The organism is Sphingomonas qomolangmaensis (assembly GCF_024496245.1).
GTDB classification, from domain to species: Bacteria; Pseudomonadota; Alphaproteobacteria; order Sphingomonadales; family Sphingomonadaceae; genus Sphingomonas; species Sphingomonas qomolangmaensis.
On sequence record NZ_CP101740.1, the window covers coordinates 1,870,364 to 1,889,282 of the forward strand.

At 67.7% G+C, this 18,919-nt stretch carries 25 protein-coding genes; 14 read left to right on the forward strand and 11 right to left on the reverse strand.

Annotated elements, in window-relative coordinates:
• Positions 1 to 5 precede the first annotated feature (5 nt).
• Both NMP03_RS08785 and NMP03_RS08790 read right to left on the reverse strand, forming a co-directional pair.
• Positions 6 to 1,001 (reverse strand): SDR family oxidoreductase, encoded by a 996-nt coding sequence (locus NMP03_RS08785; RefSeq protein WP_256504982.1) that lies wholly within the window; start codon positions 999 to 1,001, stop codon positions 6 to 8.
• Positions 1,002 to 1,089: 88 nt separating this feature from the next.
• Positions 1,090 to 2,184 carry a DUF475 domain-containing protein gene (locus NMP03_RS08790; protein ID WP_256504983.1) on the reverse strand — a complete coding sequence of 365 codons (1,095 nt, stop codon included), beginning with the start codon at positions 2,182 to 2,184 and terminating at the stop codon, positions 1,090 to 1,092.
• A 303-nt stretch (positions 2,185 to 2,487) separates the two neighbouring features.
• On the opposite strand from NMP03_RS08790, the gene NMP03_RS08795 reads away from it, so the two are divergent.
• On the forward strand, positions 2,488 to 3,474 hold the full coding sequence (locus tag NMP03_RS08795) for a cell wall hydrolase (protein WP_256504984.1): 987 nt from the start codon (positions 2,488 to 2,490) through the stop codon (positions 3,472 to 3,474).
• Positions 3,475 to 3,516: 42 nt separating this feature from the next.
• On the opposite strand, the gene NMP03_RS08800 is transcribed toward NMP03_RS08795, so the two are convergent.
• Complete coding sequence (locus NMP03_RS08800) at positions 3,517 to 3,846, reverse strand: hypothetical protein (RefSeq protein WP_256504985.1); 330 nt, start codon at positions 3,844 to 3,846, stop codon at positions 3,517 to 3,519.
• 137 nt (positions 3,847 to 3,983) lie between these two features.
• On the opposite strand from NMP03_RS08800, the gene NMP03_RS08805 reads away from it, so the two are divergent.
• The 3 genes from NMP03_RS08805 to NMP03_RS08815 are packed head-to-tail and all read left to right on the forward strand — an operon-like array spanning position 3,984 to position 6,276.
• Positions 3,984 to 4,277 carry a GCN5-related N-acetyltransferase gene (locus NMP03_RS08805; protein WP_256504986.1) on the forward strand — a complete coding sequence of 98 codons (294 nt, stop codon included), beginning with the start codon at positions 3,984 to 3,986 and terminating at the stop codon, positions 4,275 to 4,277.
• The gene (locus NMP03_RS08810) at positions 4,274 to 5,716 is read left to right on the forward strand and encodes an APC family permease (RefSeq protein WP_256504987.1); all 1,443 of its coding nucleotides are present in this window, start codon (positions 4,274 to 4,276) and stop codon (positions 5,714 to 5,716) included. The genes NMP03_RS08805 and NMP03_RS08810 overlap by 4 nt, the downstream gene beginning before the upstream one ends.
• Positions 5,713 to 6,276 carry a class I SAM-dependent methyltransferase gene (locus NMP03_RS08815; protein ID WP_256504988.1) on the forward strand — a complete coding sequence of 188 codons (564 nt, stop codon included), beginning with the start codon at positions 5,713 to 5,715 and terminating at the stop codon, positions 6,274 to 6,276. Before NMP03_RS08810 ends, NMP03_RS08815 begins: the two co-directional genes overlap by 4 nt.
• Positions 6,277 to 6,496: 220 nt before the next feature.
• Here NMP03_RS08815 and recN read toward each other — a convergent pair whose 3' ends face one another.
• Entirely contained in the window at positions 6,497 to 8,155 is a 1,659-nt protein-coding gene (gene recN / locus NMP03_RS08820; protein ID WP_256504989.1) for a DNA repair protein RecN, read from the reverse strand.
• Positions 8,156 to 8,212: 57 nt separating this feature from the next.
• Entirely contained in the window at positions 8,213 to 9,052 is an 840-nt protein-coding gene (locus NMP03_RS08825) for an outer membrane protein assembly factor BamD (RefSeq protein WP_256504991.1), read from the reverse strand.
• Between the two features lie 127 nt (positions 9,053 to 9,179).
• Between NMP03_RS08825 and NMP03_RS08830 the strand changes: the two genes are divergently transcribed.
• On the forward strand, positions 9,180 to 10,004 hold the full coding sequence (locus NMP03_RS08830) for a pirin family protein (protein WP_256504992.1): 825 nt from the start codon (positions 9,180 to 9,182) through the stop codon (positions 10,002 to 10,004).
• A 96-nt stretch (positions 10,005 to 10,100) separates the two neighbouring features.
• Positions 10,101 to 10,661, forward strand: a complete 561-nt coding sequence (locus NMP03_RS08835) for a glycine zipper 2TM domain-containing protein (protein ID WP_256504993.1) — start codon at positions 10,101 to 10,103, stop codon at positions 10,659 to 10,661.
• 63 nt (positions 10,662 to 10,724) lie between these two features.
• Here NMP03_RS08835 and NMP03_RS08840 read toward each other — a convergent pair whose 3' ends face one another.
• Together NMP03_RS08840 and NMP03_RS08845 are read right to left on the reverse strand one after the other, a co-directional pair.
• Complete coding sequence (locus NMP03_RS08840) at positions 10,725 to 10,946, reverse strand: hypothetical protein (RefSeq protein ID WP_256504994.1); 222 nt, start codon at positions 10,944 to 10,946, stop codon at positions 10,725 to 10,727.
• A 34-nt stretch (positions 10,947 to 10,980) separates the two neighbouring features.
• Positions 10,981 to 11,574 (reverse strand): SOUL family heme-binding protein, encoded by a 594-nt coding sequence (locus NMP03_RS08845; protein ID WP_256504995.1) that lies wholly within the window; start codon positions 11,572 to 11,574, stop codon positions 10,981 to 10,983.
• Between the two features lie 154 nt (positions 11,575 to 11,728).
• Here NMP03_RS08845 and NMP03_RS08850 point away from each other — a divergent pair, with 154 nt between their 5' ends.
• The 8 genes from NMP03_RS08850 (at position 11,729) to NMP03_RS08885 (ending at position 16,140) form a co-directional block, all read left to right on the forward strand.
• Positions 11,729 to 12,436 (forward strand): hypothetical protein, encoded by a 708-nt coding sequence (locus NMP03_RS08850; RefSeq protein ID WP_256504996.1) that lies wholly within the window; start codon positions 11,729 to 11,731, stop codon positions 12,434 to 12,436.
• Between the two features lie 45 nt (positions 12,437 to 12,481).
• Positions 12,482 to 12,856 carry a fluoride efflux transporter CrcB gene (gene crcB, locus NMP03_RS08855; protein ID WP_256504997.1) on the forward strand — a complete coding sequence of 125 codons (375 nt, stop codon included), beginning with the start codon at positions 12,482 to 12,484 and terminating at the stop codon, positions 12,854 to 12,856.
• On the forward strand, positions 12,853 to 13,986 hold the full coding sequence (locus NMP03_RS08860) for an RluA family pseudouridine synthase (RefSeq protein ID WP_256504999.1): 1,134 nt from the start codon (positions 12,853 to 12,855) through the stop codon (positions 13,984 to 13,986). The genes crcB and NMP03_RS08860 overlap by 4 nt, the downstream gene beginning before the upstream one ends.
• Positions 13,983 to 14,645 carry an HAD-IA family hydrolase gene (locus NMP03_RS08865; protein WP_256505000.1) on the forward strand — a complete coding sequence of 221 codons (663 nt, stop codon included), beginning with the start codon at positions 13,983 to 13,985 and terminating at the stop codon, positions 14,643 to 14,645. Before NMP03_RS08860 ends, NMP03_RS08865 begins: the two co-directional genes overlap by 4 nt.
• Positions 14,646 to 14,651: 6 nt before the next feature.
• A complete protein-coding gene (locus tag NMP03_RS08870) occupies positions 14,652 to 14,885 on the forward strand; it encodes a hypothetical protein (RefSeq protein ID WP_256505001.1) in 234 nt (77 codons plus the stop codon).
• Positions 14,882 to 15,577: an ATP12 family chaperone protein gene (locus NMP03_RS08875; RefSeq protein WP_256505002.1), complete on the forward strand. Its 696-nt coding sequence runs from the start codon at positions 14,882 to 14,884 to the stop codon at positions 15,575 to 15,577. Before NMP03_RS08870 ends, NMP03_RS08875 begins: the two co-directional genes overlap by 4 nt.
• A gap of 117 nt (positions 15,578 to 15,694) precedes the next feature.
• A complete protein-coding gene (locus NMP03_RS08880) occupies positions 15,695 to 15,886 on the forward strand; it encodes a hypothetical protein (RefSeq protein ID WP_256505003.1) in 192 nt (63 codons plus the stop codon).
• Positions 15,886 to 16,140, forward strand: a complete 255-nt coding sequence (locus tag NMP03_RS08885) for a hypothetical protein (RefSeq protein ID WP_052134923.1) — start codon at positions 15,886 to 15,888, stop codon at positions 16,138 to 16,140. Before NMP03_RS08880 ends, NMP03_RS08885 begins: the two co-directional genes overlap by 1 nt.
• A gap of 39 nt (positions 16,141 to 16,179) precedes the next feature.
• Here NMP03_RS08885 and gmk read toward each other — a convergent pair whose 3' ends face one another.
• From gmk to fumC, 4 genes are all read right to left on the reverse strand, one after another.
• Positions 16,180 to 16,836: a guanylate kinase gene (gene gmk / locus NMP03_RS08890; RefSeq protein WP_256505004.1), complete on the reverse strand. Its 657-nt coding sequence runs from the start codon at positions 16,834 to 16,836 to the stop codon at positions 16,180 to 16,182.
• 47 nt (positions 16,837 to 16,883) lie between these two features.
• Positions 16,884 to 17,084, reverse strand: coding sequence for a hypothetical protein (locus NMP03_RS08895; protein WP_256505005.1), 201 nt, complete (start codon positions 17,082 to 17,084; stop codon positions 16,884 to 16,886).
• Positions 17,081 to 17,296, reverse strand: coding sequence for a hypothetical protein (locus NMP03_RS08900; RefSeq protein ID WP_256505006.1), 216 nt, complete (start codon positions 17,294 to 17,296; stop codon positions 17,081 to 17,083). Before NMP03_RS08900 ends, NMP03_RS08895 begins: the two co-directional genes overlap by 4 nt.
• Positions 17,297 to 17,494: 198 nt before the next feature.
• Positions 17,495 to 18,886, reverse strand: a complete 1,392-nt coding sequence (gene fumC / locus NMP03_RS08905; RefSeq protein ID WP_256505007.1) for a class II fumarate hydratase — start codon at positions 18,884 to 18,886, stop codon at positions 17,495 to 17,497.
• Positions 18,887 to 18,919 lie beyond the last annotated feature (33 nt).

Here is an 18,919-nt window from a genome sequence, read left to right on the forward strand (position 1 = left end):
TGCGATCAGGCGGGCTGGCCGCCGCCGCCGGTCGATCCGAACACCTGGCCGGTCGAATAGCTGAGCGACGGATCCGCTGCCGCCACGAACAGCGCCGCGATTTCGGCGGGCTGGCCGGGACGTCCCATCGGGCTGGTCGATCCGAACGCCTGCAGCTTTTCCTGCGTCGCGCCGCCGCTCACCTGCAGCGGGGTCCAGAACGGCCCCGGCGCCACCGCGTTGACGCGGATGCCCTTCGACACCAATTGCTTGGCCATCGACTTGGTGAAGTTCAGCACCGCCGCGCGGGTAAGCGCATAATCGACCAGATCCTCCGACGGGTCCGACGCCTGTTCGGAAGAAGTGTTGACGATCACCGCGCCTGCGGTCATCCGCGCCACCGCCGCCTTGGTGAGCCAGAACGGCGCATAGACGTTGGTCTTCATCGTCGCGTCGAAATCGGCGCTGCTGATGTCGGCGATCGCGGGCTTGGTCTGCTGCCGCGCGGCGTTGTTGACCAGGATGTCGAGCCCGCCAAGCTCGCGCGCCGCCTGCTCGACCAGCTTGCGGCAAAAGCCTTCGTCGCGAAGGTCGCCGGGGATCGCCACCGCGCGGCGGCCCTCGGCGCGGATCAGCGCGATCACTTCGCGTGCATCGGGCTCTTCGGCGGGCAGATAGTTGATCGCGACGTCGGCGCCTTCACGCGCATAGGCGATCGCCGCCGCACGACCGATGCCGCTGTCACCACCGGTGATCAGCGCGCGCTTGCCGGTGAGCTTGCCCGATCCCTTGTAGCTCGTCTCGCCATGATCGGGGCGCGGCGTCATCTTCGACGCGAGCCCGGGCCAGGGCTGGCGCTGCGGCGGGAAAGGCGGCTTGGGATAGGCGGCCGCGGCGGGCGTCGTCGGCGCGCCGACAGCGTTCGCGGCTTCCTGTGCAAGCGCTGGCGAAGCGCCGGCAGCAGCCGTGGCGAGTCCTGCGCCGACCACGAAGGTGCGGCGCGAAGTGTCGATGTCTGACATGATAACCTTTGCGATCGAGGATGCCAACTCAACCGCCCGGGACAATGCGAGTTCCTACCTAATGCACTGATCCCGGTTAAGCTTTGCCTCAAACCTTCAGCGCGCTGCCGTCCGATCCTACCGGTGCCTGCGCATCCTGGCCGGGGTTCGCCCGGTTCCAGCGCACCGAGCGCCACAGCGCGGTGACGATCAGCACCGCGCCGATCAGCCCGGTGATCGTCTCGGGGATATGATAGCGCGCCGACAGCAGCATGATCGCCGCCAGCGCGAGGATCGCCCAGAACGCGCCGTGCTCGAGATAGCGATATTGCGCCAGCGTGCCCTTTTCGACGAGCATGATCGTCATCGATCGCACGAACATCGCACCGATGCCCAGGCCGAGCGCGATGATGAAGATGTTGTTGGTCAGCGCGAACGCACCGATCACGCCGTCGAACGAGAAGGACGAATCGAGCAATTCGAGGTACAGGAAGCTCGCAAAGCCCGAGCGCGCCACCACCCCGGTGACATTCCCTGCGGAGTCGACCGCTTCGGGGGCTTCGAGCAACGAGTTGACCGCTTCGACCGCGATATAGGCGAGCAACCCGAAGATGCCGGCGACGATGAACGAAAACCCATCGGCGGGCTCGAGCAGCGTCGAGATGCCGTACAGCGCCATCAGGAGGATCGCGATCGCCACCGCGTCGATCGATGCCAGCTTGATAAGTTGGCGCTCAATCACCTCGATCCAGTGGACTTCCTTGTTGCTGTCGAAGAAGAAGTTCAGCCCGACCATGCCCAGGAAAGCGCCGCCGAAGCCGGCGATGCCGATATGCGCATCGGTGATGATCCGCTGATATTGATCGGGATCGCTCGCCGCCAGCCGAATCGCCTCGATCGGCCCGAGCGACGCCGCGATCGCGACGATCGCGACCGGGAAGACGATCCGCATGCCGAACACCGCGATGAGGATGCCCCAGGTCAGGAAGCGCCGCCGCCAGATCTCGTCCATGTCCTTGAGGACCGAGGCGTTGACGACCGCATTGTCGAACGACAGCGACACTTCGAGCACGCCGAGCACCACGACGATCCAGAGCACGCCAAGCGTGCCGACGACGGTGCCGGTCATGCCCCAGCCGAGCCACGCCCCCAGCGCGACGCAAATCGCGGTAAACAGCAGCGAACCTTTGAAGTAGTGGAACATCGGTGGTGTCTAATCCTTGCATCCGGCGGTCGAGTGCAGCCGCACCCCCAAGGGGTTGCCGGGTGTCGGCGCGGTGATGCAACGTTCCGCTAGGTCAAAAGACGCCTTCGTGGATGTCGATGAAGATCGCAAGCCGCTTGATGGGCTGGATTGGGGCGCGATCGCCGTGGATCGACTCCGCGCTTTCGTCCCCTCCCCCTGGCAGGGGATGACCTTCTGTTGCGTTAACCGTTAAGCGTGTCGTGTTGGGACGGGGTAGTTTCGGGGCGCGAAGGCCGATCCATTTTCGGCTATGCCGACTGCATGCTTTGGTCGATTCACTCCCGCCGGATGCGCAAGGCGATTGCTGCCGGTACGCTGGTGCTCGCGCTGGCGGGGTTTACCGCGCATGCGGCGATCGCCAGCATCGAGCAGATCGAGGCGGCGGCGCTGCCGCCGGCGCCGGGACTTGAAGATGACGCGGGCGAGCATTTTCCGGGGGCCGCGCTGCTGACCGCGCTCGACGACGATGCCGCGCCCGCCGCCGGCACCACGGGCACGATCGCGCTGCCTGACCGGCCGGTGCCCGCCAACGCAACTACCACCGCTGGCGCGACGATCCCCGCCGCCCCGCCCTTCCGACTGCGCGGATCGGGCGCCGACCAGTCGCGTGCGCTGCAATGCCTGACGACCGCGATCTATTATGAAGCCGCCAGCGAGCCCGATGCCGGGCAGCGCGCCGTCGCGCAGGTGGTGCTCAACCGCGTGCGCCATCCCGTCTTCCCTTCGACAGTGTGCGGCGTGGTGTTCCAGGGGTCGGACAAGCGCGTCTGTCAGTTCAGCTTCGCGTGCGACGGGGCGATGGCGCGGGTGCCGGCGCGCGTCGCATGGGACCGTGCGCAGCGTGTCGCAGCGTCGGCGCTCAACGGATCGGTGTTCGCGCCGGTGGGGATGGCGACGCATTACCACACCTATGCGGTGACGCCGTCGTGGAACCGCAGCCTGGTAATGACCGGGGTCGAGGGCGCGCATTTCTTCCATCGCTGGAAGGGCTATTGGGGGACGCCGGCGGCGTTTCGCGACCGGTATTTCGGCGGCGAGCCGACGCCGGGACCGCTGCGCAAGCTTGCCGCGGCGGCGCCGGTGATGGCGCAGGTGGCCCCGGTGGTTGCGCCGGTGGCGATCAAGGCCGCGGCGGCCGCGACAGCAACGCAGATCCAGCCGACCTATGCCGAGAGTGGCACCGTGGTCGCCGCCGCCGACTCGCAGATCCTCGACCGGTGGAAGGATTCGGGCCAGCCGATCCGCTGACCCGATCCCCCTCCCGAATCGGGGAGGGGGCCGGAGCCACGATCAGCGGCGACCCTGGCGGTCGTTCTTCTGGGTGCGAACCCGCTGCGACAGGGCGTCGAAGCGGCGATCGAGGTCGCGACGCTCGGCCTGGGTTAGCCCACCGCCCGAACGACGATATTGCTGCTCGAGTCCATTCAGGTTGCGGAACTGGGTGCGCAGCCGCGTGGCTTCGGGGCGGGTGAGCGCGCCGTTGCGGATGCCGGTGTTGAGCCGCTGTTCGATATTCGCCTGGCGCGAATTGATGTTCTGCCACTGCTGGGCGCTTGCGGTGGCGGGCAGCGCGGAAACGGCGATGCCGAGGCCGGCGATCATGAGGGCAATTTTCTTCATCACGCTTCACTCCTTGGGTGGCGCCCCTTGCGGGGTCGAACCAACATATGGTCGCCCTTTGTCGCGCCCGATTGGCACGAAAGGCGGTTTTGTGTCGCGAATTGTGGCAAGAGCGAGCGGATGGTTCAGGGAATGCGATGAGGCGCGAAGAACTCGAGGCGGAATGGCTGACGCTGACGCGCGAGACGCTGCCACAGGCGGCGGCGGCGCGCGGCTGGCCGATCGCGCGCGACCATTGCTTCCAGCGCGTGCTGCTCGATGCCGCGACGGGGGGATGCTGGTATGATGCGATCCCCGGTCGCCCCGCCTATCGCCACGCCGCGCCCGAAATGCTCGCCGGCGCAATCGGCTTGGGGCGGGCGGTGCTAGCCGGTAGCGAGGATGTGGCCGCGCTGAACCTCCAGTCGCTTCGCTGGCGCGGCAAGCGGTGACCGCTCGCGCGAAACCGCCCGGCGGCGACCCGTTCGTCGGGGATGCCAAGACCGCCATGTCCGGGGGCAACGATGCCGATGCTTTCGTGACCGACCGACCGCAATTCCACCAGCCGCTGGGCGCGCCGCGCCGGACGCTCGGCAATTTCGACGTGCTGGCGCTGACCGTCGGGATCGTCATCGGCGCAGGTATCTTCCGCACGCCTGCGCTGGTCGCCGGGGTCGCGGGCAGCGCCGAGATGCTGATCGCGGTGTGGGTGGCGGGCGGGCTGCTCTCGATCGTCGGCGCGCTTTGCTATGCCGAATTGGCGGCGGCGTTTCCCAATGTCGGGGGCGATTATCATTTCCTCGGGCGGGCCTATGGCGAGCGGCTGGCGTTTCTGTACGCCTGGGCGCGGCTGTCGGTGATCCAGACCGGGTCGCTCGCGCTGCTCGCCTATGTCTGCGGTGATTATCTGCAGGCGATCGTGCCGCTGGGGGCACTAGGCTCGACGATCTGGGCGGCGCTCGCGGTGATCCTGATCAGCGCGCTCAACCGCGCGGGGGTGCGCGAAGGCGCGGCGGCGCAGCGCTGGCTGACGATCGCTGAGGTCGCGGGGCTGGCGCTGCTGATCGTCGCGGGCTTCCTGGTGTCGCCCGCCGAGGCCCGCCCCGCGCCGGTGACCGACGACAGCGCATTGGGGCTGATGCTGGTGTTCGTGCTGCTAACCTATGGCGGGTGGAGCGAGGCGGTGTACGTCTCGGCCGAGATGAAGGACGCGCCGCGGCGGATGGCGCCGATCATGGCGGCGGGGCTGGCGCTGGTGACATTGCTGTATGTATTGGCGAACCTGTCGTTCCTGAATGCGCTGGGGCTGGCGGGGATGGCCGAGAGCGATGCGGTGGCGGCTGAGGTCGCGCGGCTGGCGCTGGGCGATGGCGGCGCGGCGGTGATCGCGCTGGCGGTGGCGATCGCCGCGCTCACCTCGGCGAATGCGACCGCGATCACCGGCGCGCGGACGACCTGCGCGATCGGGCGGCGCTTCCCCGCGCTGTCGTGGCTGGGGCGCTGGGACGAGCGGCGCGACACGCCGGGCAATGCGATGATCGCGCAGGCGGCGGTGGCGCTGGTGCTGGTGCTCGCGGGCGCCTTCGCGCGCGACGGGTTCCGGCTGATCGTCGAATATACCGCGCCGGTATTCTGGTTCTTCCTGCTGCTCACCGGCGTGGCGCTATTCGTGCTGCGGCGCCGCATGCCCGATCTCGCGCGGCCCTATCGCGTGCCCTTCTACCCGCTGCTGCCTGCGGTCTTCTGCGCGACCACCGCGTACCTGCTCTATTCGAGCGTCGCCTATACCGGCTGGGGCGCGCTCGCTGGCATCGGCGTGCTCGCGGTGGGCGGCGTGTTTCTGCTCTTCCTCACCCCCGTCCCCGATGAAGCTATGGAGGCATTGCCATGAAGATTTGGCCCATGAAAAACCGATGGATGCTGACCGCCGCGTGCGCGCTCGCCGCGCTCGCCCCCGCCTCCCCCGCCCTCGCCCAGACCGCGCCGGTCGAGCGGCTGCCCGACGTGATCTATGTCCCGACCCCGCCCGAAGTGGTCGCGGCGATGCTCGACATGGTCGAATTGAAGGACGGCGACGTGCTGTACGACCTCGGATCGGGCGACGGGCGGATTCCGATCGCCGCGGTCAAGCGCGCCAAGGTGAAGGCGACCGGCATCGACATCGACCCCGAACGGATCGCCGAGGCGCGCGCGAACGCCAAGGCGCAGGGTGTCGAGGGCAAGGTGACCTTCAAGCGCGACGATATCTTCACCACCGACTTTTCGGACGCGAGCGTGGTGACGCTGTACCTGCTGAATTCGCTCAACGAGAAATTGATGCCGCGGCTGCTGCAGCTCAAGCCGGGGACGCGGATCGTGAGCCACGCCTTCACGATGGGCGATTGGAAGCCCCAGAAAACCGCGGATATCGATGGGCGGCAGGTTTTCTTCTGGACGGTGCCTGCGCGGTGATTTTCTGAAGCCCTCTCCCGCTTGCGGGAGAGGAGTGTTGGGTCGGTAATGCTCCCAGCATGACCTGAATAGCACGGGGTGCTATTCACCCAACGCTGGTGAGGGTCTTCTTCTTCTGCCTTCGCTTCCCAAAAAGAAGGCCCTCACCGCTGCGACTAGGGGCCGCAAGTACGGCCCCAAGTCTCGCCCCCTCGCCCGCTTGCGGGAGAGGGTTGTTTCGTCAGGCCGTTTCCAGCAGGCGCTCGGCTTGGGCGCGGGCTTCGGGCGTGACCTCGGCGCCTGACAGCATCCTTGCGATTTCCTCGCGGCGCTCGTTTGCGTCGAGCGGGGTGACGCCGGTGCGGGTGACGATGCCGTCGTGGCGCTTGGCTATCTGGTAATGCCTTCGCCCGCGCGCGGCGACCTGCGGGCTGTGCGTCACCACCAGCACCTGGGTGTGCGCCGCGAGCCGCGCCAGCCGCTCGCCTATCGCGCTGGCCACCGCGCCGCCGACTCCGCGGTCGATCTCGTCGAACACCAAGGTGTTGGCCCCGCCCTCCTGCGCCAGCGCGACCTTCATCGCGAGGACGAAGCGCGAGAGCTCGCCGCCGCTGGCGATCTTCATCAGCGGGGCAAAGGGCGCGCCGGGGTTGGTCGATACCTCGAACTCGACGCGATCGCGGCCCTCGGGCGCCCAGCCTTCGGCCGATGCTACCAGCGTTCGGAAGCGCGCGGCGTCGAGCTTCAATGGCGCGAGTTCGCCCGCCACCGCGCGGTCGAGCCGCTCGGCGGCGGCCCGGCGCGCCTGGGTCAGCGCATCGGCGGCGGCTTCGTAGCGCTTGGCGGCCTTGGCCACCGCGCGCTCGAGCCCCGCCATCCCCGCCTCGCCGCTTTCGAGCAGCGCCAGCCGTCCCGCGAGTTCCTCGGCGAGCGCGGCCAGATCGTCGGGTTGGACGCGGTGCTTGCGCGCCATCGCGCGCAGCTCGAACAGCCGCGTCTCGTCGGCGTCGAGCGCATTAGGGTCGAACGCCAGCGCGGCGGCGGCGGCATCGACCTGTTCCTGCGCCTCGGCGCCCTCGACGATCGCGCGGTCGACCGAGGCCAGCGCCTCGGCGAGCTGTTCGTGATCTTCAGACACGCGTTCGAGGATGCGCGCCGCCTGGCGCAGCCGCGCGAGCGCGCCGTCCGAGCCTTCGAGCAGGTCGGCGAGCCCCGACAGGTCGGCGGCGATCCGCTCGCCGCGCTGCATCGTCGCGCGGCGGTCGGCGAGGATCGCTTCCTCGCCAGGTTCGGCGGCGAGCGCGGCGAGTTCGCCCGCGGCGTGTTCGAGCCATTCGCGGTCGCGCGCGGCGGTTTCCTGCAGCTCGCGCGCCTGCGCCAGCGCGGTGTTGGCGGCGCGCCATTCGCGGTGCGCGGCGGCGGCTTCGCCGGTGTCGATCCGCCCGAAGGCGTCGAGCAGCGCGCGGTGGCCTTTTGGATTCAGCAGACCGCGATCGTCGTGCTGGCCATGGATTTCGACGAGGTGCTGGGCGAGTTCGCGGAGCAGTCCCGCCGATGCCGGCTGGTCGTTGACAAAGGCGCGGCTGCCGCCATCGGCCTTGACGATCCGGCGGATGAGCAACGGTTCGCCGGGTTCGAGATCGAGGCCGTTTTCGGCGAACAGCGCCGCCACCGGGCCGTCGGCGTGCGGCGTCTCGAAAGTCGCGGTGACCACCGACTGCGTAGCGCCGTGGCGCACCAGCCCGCTATCGCCGCGCGCGCCAAGCGCCAGCCCGAGCGCGTCGAGCAGGATCGACTTGCCTGCGCCGGTTTCGCCGGTGAGCACCCCGAGTCCTGCGGTGAAATCAAGATCGAGCGCTTCGATCAGCACGACGTCGCGAATGGCAAGCGCGGTCAGCATCGGATCACCACGCCAACCCTCGTGTTCATGCGCGCGCCGTCGTTGCGACGCCGGGCGTTAGCTGGTCGGCGCAGCGGCGGTCTCGACCGGCGCAGCGGCGGCAGCGGGCGGTACCGGAACCGGGCCGTTCTCGTTCGCCAGCTTGTACGCGCGCTCATACCATTCGGTGCCGGGATAGTTGGCGCCGAGCACCGCCGCGGCCTTCTTGGCTTCGTCGCGCAGGCCGAGGTTGAGATAGCTCTCGGTCAGCCGCATCAGCGCCTCGGGGGTGTGCGTCGTCATCTGATATTGGTCGACCACGCTGCGATAGCGCATCGACGCCGCCAGCCATTGGCCTCGCCGGCCATAGAAGCGACCGATCTCCATTTCCTTGCCCGCCAGGTGATCGCGCACCAGGTCCATCTTCAGCCGCGCATCGGCGGCGTAGCGGGTGTTGGGATAGCGGCGCGACAATTCGCCGAGCGAATCGAGCGCCTGCTGGGTGATCTTCTGATCGCGCGTGACGTCGGTGATCTGCTCGTAATAGCTCAGCGCGATCAGATAATAGGCATAAGGCGCGTCGCGGTTGCCCGGATGGACCTGGAGGAAGCGCTGCGCCGACTGGATCGACTCGGTGTAATCCTTGTTCAGATAATAAGCGAAGGCGCCCATCAGCTGCGCGCGGCGTGCCCAAATCGAATAGGGATGCTGGCGCTCGACCTCGTCGAACAACGCCGCCGACTGCTTGTACTGGCCGCGATCGAGCCGCGTCTTGGCCGCGCTGTAGAGCGTGCCGACATCGCGCGCGATATAGGCGGTGTCGACATTGGCCTTGTTACCGCCCGCGCAACCGGCGGTGGCGAGGGCAGCGGCGGTGAGGGCAACCGCGGCGATCGGACGGAACTTGGGTGTACGCATGGCGTCTCCATACCCGAGGGGAAGCCACCCTAACAATAGCTTTCGCTCAACGCCCGCAAAGCCTAGCGCGATGCCCCTGTTGCCGGCAAAACCGGTATGCGATCCGTGCCCGATTCAGGAGACTTCCATGCCCGCCACGCTCCTTGCCACCCACCGCGTCGAAAAGCCCTGGGGCCGCCACACGCTGTGGCCGGGCTTTGCCGATCCTGCTCCTGATGGTGAGCCTGTGGGTGAAGTGTGGTTCCAGCAGCCGGGCGACACCAGCCCCGACCTGCTGATCAAATATCTGTTCACCAGCGAGAAATTGTCGGTGCAGGTCCATCCCAATGACGAGCAGGCGCAGGCGCGCGGACTGCCGCGCGGCAAGGACGAATGCTGGCTGATCCTGGCCGCCGAACCCGATTCGACGATCGCGCTGGGGACGCTCGAGCCGATGAGCCGCGAGCAGCTGCGCAGCGCATCGCTCGACGGGTCGATCGAGCATCTGCTCGACTGGAAGAAGGTGAAGGCGGGCGACTTCTTCTATTCGGGATCGAACACGATCCACGCGATCGGCGCGGGGATCACCTTGATCGAGGTGCAGCAGAATTCGGAGACGACCTATCGGCTGTACGATTATGGCCGCCCGCGCGAACTCCATCTGGAAGACGGCGTCGCGGTGAGCGACCCGGTGCCGTACGAGGCCTATGCCTCGCCCGGTGAGGTCGAACCCGGCCGCGAAGTGCTGGTCGAGGGGCCCAAATTCGTGATGGAGCGCTGGACCGGCGGCGACCGGTCGGTGACCGTCCCTGGCGGCGAGACCGGCTGGCTGGTGCCGATCCGCGGCGAAGGATCGGTCGACGGCGTCGCGTGGAAGGCGGGCGACTGCGTGTCGATCGAGGGCAGCGGGCAATTATCGGCCTCGGCCGATGCCGATCTGTTGTTTGCCTATCCCGGCACGCGGCGCGCGTGACATAGCCGGGCGATGAACGCGGTGTAGTTTCGCGTTCACGCAACCTGCCCTGTGCTGCGCCGTTCTATCGGCACGACACAGGGTAAGGATGCAATCATGCGTACACCGATTCTAGCAGCACTGATCGCGGCGATCGCCATTCCGGCGATGCCCGCGATCGCGCAGACACCGCAGCAGGCGAACCGCGAATATAACCGCGACATCCGCGACGCCCAGCGCGACCGCAATCAGGACCTGCGCCGCGCCGACGATCGCCGCGACGTGAACCAGGCGAACCGCGAATATCGCCGCGACGTTCGCGAAGCGCGGCAGGAGCGCCGCCGCGACGTCCAGGATTGGCGCCAGTATCGCAACTACGACTATAATCGCCTGCCCCGCGGCCAGCAGCGTTATTATGCCGATCGCTATTATCGCGAGGGCAATTACCAGCAGCGCCGGCTGGGTCGCAACGACCGGGTGTATGTCGGGCAGGACAACCGCTATTATTGCCGGCGCAACGACGGCACCACCGGCCTGATCGTCGGCGGTCTGGCGGGTGGCGTGCTCGGCAACGTGATCGCGCCGGGTAATTCGGGACTGCTGGGCACCGTCTTGGGTGCCGTCGGCGGCGGCGTACTCGGTCGCTCGGTCGACCGCGGACAGGTTACCTGCCGCTAAGCCTAGCGTCTTGCGATGAAAAGAAAGGCCCGGCGGGGAACCGCCGGGCCTTTTGCTTTGAGATCAAAAGATGCCGCCGCCCAGGAACAGGCGGAAGCCGGCTACCAGCATCAGCACGAGGTTGAAGTTGCGCCCGCCGTTGCTCGACGACATCGCACCGACGATCGTGCCGAGCACCAGGAACAGCAGCACGATCCACAGCGACCAGCCGAGGAACGGGATCGCCCCGATGAGGATGAAGGGGATGGTCGACAGACCGATGAGGATCGAGATGAAGTTCAGCATAGCCCCTCCGTTATAGGTGGATAATACACCTGGTTCAACCGGCGTCGATCGGGATCAGCACTTCATTGTGGCGAAGCGGGCCAGGCACGAAGGGTGCGTCGTAGAAGGCGTGCTCGACCATCCCGGCGCCCTTGTGGCCATTCTCGTCGATCCACACGCGCAGTTCGGATTCGCGTGCGGCGAGCGCTGCGTCGTTGGGCGACCCATTGAAGCGGATCGCGGCGACGCGGCGCGAGGGCAAGGTTTCGATTGCGACGTCGTTCGCAGGCGTCGGCAGGCTGTCGCGGTCATAGCGCGACGGCATCACGAAGCGCGTGCGCCAGCCATCGGCATCGCCATTGTCGGCGAGCACCGGCGCGGTCATCGCGATCTTGTTGCCGGGCCGCGACTTGGCGAAGATATAGTCGGCGAGCGTCCTGAAGCCCTGCTTGAGCGCGGTCTCGCGCAGCCCCGACTGGACGGTGGTCGCGACCAGCAGCGCGGGATAGTCGCGCACCTCGATCGCGCCGTCGCGCTGGACGAGCGTATATTCGGGGGTTTCGGGGCGCTTGCGCAGCAACGCCACGCCGCCGATCGCTGCGGCGGCGACGGCCGCGCCGCCGATCCATTTGGTCCGCTGTTCCATCATCTTCTCCTCATATGAATGCTTGCCACGCGAACGTCGGCGGCGATGCCGAGTTCCTGGCGCCGCGTGGTGAACGCTTTATTCGCCGTATCGCGGCACATGGTAGCCGCACCTTAACCGTTGTGCGCGATGGGTGGCGCCGATGGGAGCTTGCGGGATGCGCGGCAGGGTTTTGGGGGCAATGTCGGTCGCTTGCACGCTGCTCGCCGGATGCGGCGACGCGCCCGCCACGCTCGATGCACAGGTCGCGGCGCGCGACGACGATATCGACCCGGTGGTGATGGAGGCGCTCAACGATCCGATCATGATCAATCCGATGCTGACCGCGCAGGCCGACAGCGATTCGGTGCGCCCGCCGCCGCGCCCCTATTCGGGGGCGCTGCCGCCCGATGGGATCGCCAGCGGCAGCAGCCTCCCCGCCGGCGAGAAGCTGCTGTCGACCCCTGCCCCGACCGATCGGCGCAATTCCGCGGCACGCGAATCGATCACGCTGGGGGCGCTCGCCGCGCGCCGGTTCGGCCCGGGCTGCGCCGCGAGGCTTCGCTATTCGGCCACCTGGGCGAACCGCCTGCCCGCCGCGCTGCCGCTCCATCCCGATGCGCGGGTGATCGAGGCGGCAGGCGTGCAGGGCGAGGGCTGCTCGCTGCGCGCGGTGGGCTTCTATGCCGCGCAGCCGATCCAGGCGATGCTCGACTGGCATTATACCCGCGCGCGGCGGGCGGGCTATTCGGCCACGCACGAAGTCGACGAGGGCGTCCATATGCTGGCCGGCGCGCGCGGATCGGCGGGCTATGCGCTGTATCTCACCGATCGCGGCGATGGCGGGACCGATGTCGAGATGATCGTCGGCGACGGAGCCGCCTGAGCGGCTGCCATTTCCTTAAGCGTCGATCCGCGCTACCGGACCTGCATGTCTTATCTTCTCGTCATGGCGGGCGGCGCGATCGGCGCCGCCGCGCGGCATCTGGTCGGCCGTGCCACGCTCGCCTGGTTCGGTCCGAATTATCCCTTTGGTACGCTGGCGGTGAACCTGCTCGGCGGGCTCGCGATGGGGCTGTTGTTCGGCCTGCTCGCGCGGATCGGCGAGGGTAGCGAACAGGTGCGGCTGTTCGTCGGCGTCGGGGTGCTCGGCGGGTTCACGACCTTTTCGGCATTCTCGCTCGATACGATGCTGATGCTCGAGCGCGGCGAGCTGGTGCCCGCGCTCGGCTATGTCATGCTGTCGGTCGCGGGAGCGATCGCGGCGCTGGCGCTGGGCCTCTCGATCGCGAGGGCGACGGCATGAACGATACCCCCCAAATGCTCCCCGAGCAGAGCCCCGAATCGGCCAATGTCCGCCAGTTCATCGTCCATGCCGAGGACGACGGCATCCGCCTCGATCGCTGGTTCAAGCGGCATCTGCCCGACACCAGCTTCAACCTCGTCTCGCGCTGGGCGCGTACCGGGCAGCTGCGCGTCGATGGCGCGCGCGCGACGCCGGGCGACCGGGTGCTGTCGGGCCAGGCGATCCGCGTGCCGCCGGCCGATCCCGCGCGACCGGTAGCGCCGCGCGCGACGCCGCAGCGGGTCGCGCTGACGCCAGAGGAGGCGGCCTTCGCGCAGAGCCTGGTGATCCACATGGACGAACAGGCGCTGGTGCTCAACAAGCCGCCGGGGCTGGCGACGCAAGGCGGCACCAAGACCCATGACCATGTCGATCGGCTGCTCGACGGGCTGTGGTACGAACATGAAGGCCGGCCCAAATTGGTCCACCGGCTCGACAAGGATACCTCGGGCGCGCTGTTGATCGCACGAACGGCACGCGCCGCGACATTGTTCGCCAAGAATTTCTCGAACCGCAGCGCCAAGAAGATCTACTGGGCGCTGGTGGTGGGGGTGCCCGAAATCCATGACGGCGTGATCGAACTGCCGCTGGCCAAGCAGCCGGGATCGGGCGGCGAGAAGATGCATGTCGACGAGGAAGAGGGCGCCCCCGCCAAGACGCGCTACCGCGTGATCGAGCGCGCGGGCAATCGCGCCGCCTGGGTGGAGCTGCAGCCCTATACCGGGCGGACGCACCAGCTGCGTGTCCATCTGGCGGCGATCGGCCATCCGATCGTCGGCGACGGCAAATATGGCGGGCAGGAAGCGTTCCTGACCGGCGGCATCTCGCGCAAGATGCACCTCCACGCGCGGCGAATCCGGATCGACCATCCCGAGGGCGGCAAGCTCGACGTCACCGCCCCGCTGCCGACGCATATCGCCGAGAGCATCGACATGCTGGGCTTCGACATTTCGAAGGGCGACGTGCTGATCGACACCGGCCCGCCGCCCGCGACGCGCGAGGAAAAGAAGCAGAAGGCGCGCACCCACGCCAAGAATCTGCGCAAGGAACGCCGCGGCGAGCGGCGGGGCCGCGGGGCCGAGACCAAGTGAACCGGCTGGCGCTGTTCGACTGCGACGGGACGCTGGTCGACAGCCAGGCGAATATCTGTCTGGCGATGGAGCATTGCTTCGATGTCCATGCGCTGGCGCCGCCCGATCGCCACGCGATCCGGCGGATCGTGGGGCTGAGCCTGGTCGAGGCGATCGGCATCCTGCTGCCGCAGGGCGAAGAGGCGCTCCACCGCGCGATGGCCGATGATTATAAATTGTGCTTCCAGAAGCTGCGCAGCACCGGCGGGCTGCTGCCCGAGCCGTTGTTCGAGGGGATCGTCGAGGCGATCGATACGCTGAGCGCGGCGGGCTGGGTGCTGGGCGTCGCGACGGGCAAGTCGGATCGCGGGCTGAACCTGTTGCTGGCGCATCATGGGCTGAGCGAGCGCTTCGTGACGCTGCAGACAGCCGATCGCCACCCGTCGAAGCCGCACCCGGCAATGGCCGCCGCGGCGATCGCCGAGGCAGGCGCTGTCCCTGAGACGACGGTGATGATCGGCGATACAAGCTTCGACATGGAGATGGCGGTCGCCGCGGCGGCACACCCTTTGGGGGTGAGCTGGGGCTATCACACCCCCGAGGAACTCGCCGACGCCGGTGCGGCGCATGTTGCAGGCCATGCGCGCGATCTGGCCCCGTATCTCGCGAACCGCTACTAGGGCGTCATGACCAATCAAGACGATTCTGGCCACGATCCGGCGATGACCCGCTATTTCCTGATGGTCGCGGCGCGGATCGTGCCGGTGGCGGGGGCGCTGTTCGGGCTGGTGCTGCTAGGCCGCGCGGTCACGCTGCCCGATCGTATTCTGGGCATGGCGATCGTGCTCGCTGCGATTTTCGTGATGGCCACGCTGCCGCGCGCACTGGCGCGGCGCTGGCGGACGCCCCCTGCACCATGAAAAGATTCTGGCGGGACGTCGCGGTTCAGGAACAAGCGGGTGGTTGGGGGATCAGCCTGGACGAACGCCCGGTGCGCACCCCCGGGCGCGTGCCCCTGCTGGTGCCCACCCCCGGGCTGATCGAGGCGATCGCCGCCGAATGGCGCGCGGTCGAAACCGATGTCGATCCACGCGCGATGCCGCTGACCGGGCTCGCCAACGCGGCGGTCGACCGGATCGCCCCCGACCCCGCCGCCTTCGCGCGCGCGCTGGCCGCCTATGGCGCAAGCGACCTGATCTGCTACCGCGCCGACGCTCCCGCCCCGCTCGCCGATCGCCAGCGCGCGGCGTGGGATTCGGTGCTCGATTGGGCGCGCGGGCGCTACGACGTGCATTTCGCGCTCGCGATCGGGGTGATGCCCGTCACCCAGCCCGCCGCCACGCTCGATCGGCTGGGCGACGCGATTGCAGCACGTTCGCCCTTCGAACTCGCGCCGCTGTCGGTCGTCGTGACGATCACCGGATCGCTGGTGCTGGCGCTCGCGCTGATCGAAGGCGCGGCCGATGCGGGCGCCGTCTGGACCGCGGCCAATATCGACGAGGATTGGCAGGCCGAAATGTGGGGCGAGGACAGCCTGGCGACGCAATCGCGCGCGGTCCGCAGCGCCGAATATGCCGCCGCCAACGTGTTCCTGGCGCTGCTGAAAGCCTGACTTTACCGAAACGCTCGCAAAATCGGTCGCGAGCGTCTATATCGGTTGCATCGCACCACCCAGCCCAAGCGCAGGTGCGACCGAGAGACGTGCGCTCCCGCTTGATGAGGAGCCGCCATGCCCTTTTCCGACGAAGCCCGATATTTCGGCCGCCGCGCGATCGCATCGCGGCTGGCCAGCGCCGCCGCCACCGACAGCGGCGCGCGGATCGCGCATTCGAAGCTCGCGCGCCGATATCAATCCTTGAGCGACCGCCACGGCACCCCCGACGCGGCCGCTATTCCGACCAACGAAGAAGGCAATATCTGATGGATCCCACACGCACCCAATATCAAAGCAAGGACCTCCCCACCTCGCGCGCGCTACACGTCAGCGTCACCAGCGCCGAAGTGACCGCAATGTGCGCCAAGCACAAATGCACGATCAGCGCGATCGAGGCCCTGGCATCGGGCGGCACCCGCGTCGTGATGATGAACGGCGACGACGCCGCAGTGATCCGCAAGGCCTATGGCAAGAAAGTGCTGTCGGGCCCGGTCACGCGCACGCGCTGGCTGCAGACCTGATCTGAGACCTTACCCGTTCGGCGCCGAGGCGCCGGACGGTCAGGCGGTCTTGAGCATATGGCGGATGAAGCCGATCAGGCCGGTCTGGCGCGATCGCTTCAGCCGCTCGGCCGCCAGGATCGTGCGGACGCTTTCGAAGCATTTTTCGACATCGTCGTTGACCAGTACATAGTCATAGCCGTCCCAATGGCTGACCTCGCCCGCGGCGCGCGCCATGCGCGCGTCGATCACCTCGATCGGATCGGTCGCGCGGTTGAGCAGCCGCTGGTGCAGCTCCTCCATCGAGGGCGGCAGGATGAACACGCGCACCACATCGCCGCCGGCGATCTGGAAGAGCTGCTGCGCGCCCTGCCAATCGATGTCGAACAACACATCGCGGCCCGACGCGAGGATTTCCTCGACCTGCGCGCGCGGCGTGCCGTAGCGGTGATTGAAGACATGCGCCCATTCGAGGAACGCATGGTCGGCGACCATCTCGCGGAAGCGCTCGAGATCGACGAACTGATAGTCGCGCCCTTCGACCTCGCCCGGGCGAATCTGCCGGGTGGTGGCCGATACCGACATCCGAAGATCGGGGTCGGCAGCGAGCAATTTGCGGGCGATGGTCGACTTGCCGGCGCCCGAGGGCGAGGACAGGACGAACAATACGCCGCGCCGTTTGAAGCCATGCGGGTCGGATTCGATCGTGTGCGCCATGCCCGCCTTTGGGACGGGCATGGCGCCGGCGTCAAGTCGGGCGGGCGTTAGAGCGGCCGCGTCGGACCCTTGCGACGATCATAGGCCTTCTTGGCGACATAGGCGCCGCCCAGGACCATGCCGAGCGGCCCCATGCGGCGAAGCGCGCTGGCGGCGACCATGCCGATCGCTGCGCCCTTCATGCCGCCCGAGCCGTCACGCCGATCGATTTCACGCCCGACCAATGCGCCGATGATGCTGCGAATCATGCTTTTTCCTCCGAACCAGTGATGGCGTCGAACGCCTGGCCGATACCGTAGAGCACCGCCCAGCCGATCGCATAGGTTGCAACGATGGGGATCGCGACCTTGAGGACATTGGCACCAATCGCGCCGATGACCGCGCCGTCACCGACACCGTCGTCGCCGCTCATCCCGTCGATAGCCGCGCCGACCAGCGCGCCGATGGTGGTTGCACCCATGGTGATAATCCCCCGCGTTTCGTGGGGGAAGAACCCCGATCGGGGCGCGGGGTTCCATCGTCATGTTCCTCCCCCTTCAGGGGGAGGTGGCAGCCCGAAGGGCTGACGGAGGGGGCGTGCCGCGAGCGACTCCCTTGCCGCACGCCCCCTCCACCACTCGCTTCGCGAGCGGTCCCCCTCCCCCTGGCGGGGGAGGATTTATTTTCCCGTCATATCCTCTGGCCGTACCAGCCGGTCGAAGGTCATTTCGTCGACCAGCCCCAGCGCCAGCCCCGCCGCCTTCAGCGTCAGCCCCTCCTCGTGCGCGTGCTTGGCGATCTTCGCCGATGCGTCGTATCCGATCTCGGGCGCGAGCGCGGTCACCAGCATCAGCGAGCGGTCGACCAGTTCGGCGATCCGGCCCTCATTCGCCTCGAGCCCCTCGACGCAGCGCTGCGAGAAGCTCGCCATGCCGACGCTCAGCAGGTCGATCGAGCGCAGCACCGCCGCGCCGATCAGCGGCTTGAACACGTTGAGCTCGAGATGCCCCTGCAGCCCGCCGACGGTGACCGCCATGTGATTGCCGATCACCTGGCCTGCGACCATCGTCAGCATCTCGCACTGGGTGGGGTTGACCTTGCCGGGCATGATCGAGCTGCCGGGTTCGTTGGCGGGCAGATCGAGCTCGCCCAGCCCCGAGCGCGGGCCGCTGCCGAGCAGGCGGATGTCGTTGGCGATCTTGGTCAGCGCGACCGCGAGCGTGTTGAGCGCGCCCGAGAGGTGGACCAGCGCGTCGTTCGACGCCAGCGCCTCGAACTTGTTGGGCGCCGGGACGAAGGGCAGCCCGGTGAGCGCCGCCAGTTCGTTCGCCATCGACTGGTCGAACTTCTTGGGCGCGTTGAGCCCGGTGCCGACCGCGGTGCCGCCCTGCGCGAGCTTCATCACGCCATGCGCGACGGCTTCCTCGATCCGGTTGCGGCAGGCGTTGAGTTGCGCGGCATAGCCCGAAAATTCCTGTCCCAACGTGAGCGGGGTCGCATCCTGCAAATGGGTGCGGCCGATCTTGACGATGCCGTCCCACGCCGCCGCCTTGGCGGTAATCGACGCCGTCAGCCGATCGAGCCCGGGGAAGAGATGGTCATAGGCGGCGCGCGCGGCGGCGACGTGGAGCGCGGTAGGGAAGCTGTCGTTCGACGACTGGCCGCGATTGACGTCGTCATTGGGATGCACCGGCGCCTTGCCGCCGCGATTGCCGGTGAGGATCTCGTTCGCGCGCCCGGCGATCACTTCGTTGACGTTCATGTTGGTCTGGGTGCCGCTGCCGGTCTGCCAGATGACCAGCGGGAACTGGTCGTCATGCGTGCCCGCGACGATCTCGGTCGCAGCCTGTTCGATTGCTTCAACTTTTTGCCGGTCGAGCCCGTGGTGGCGGTTCACCCGCGCAGCGGCGTGCTTCACCATCGCCATCGCATGGACGATGCCGAGCGGCATCCGTTCCTGCGCGCCGAAGGGGAAATTCTCGATCGAGCGCTGCGTCTGCGCGCCCCAATAGGCGTCGGCGGGAACAGCGATCGCGCCGATCGAATCGGTTTCTTGGCGGGTCTGGGTCATGCGCGGACAACCGCTCGCGCGCGATCGGGTTGC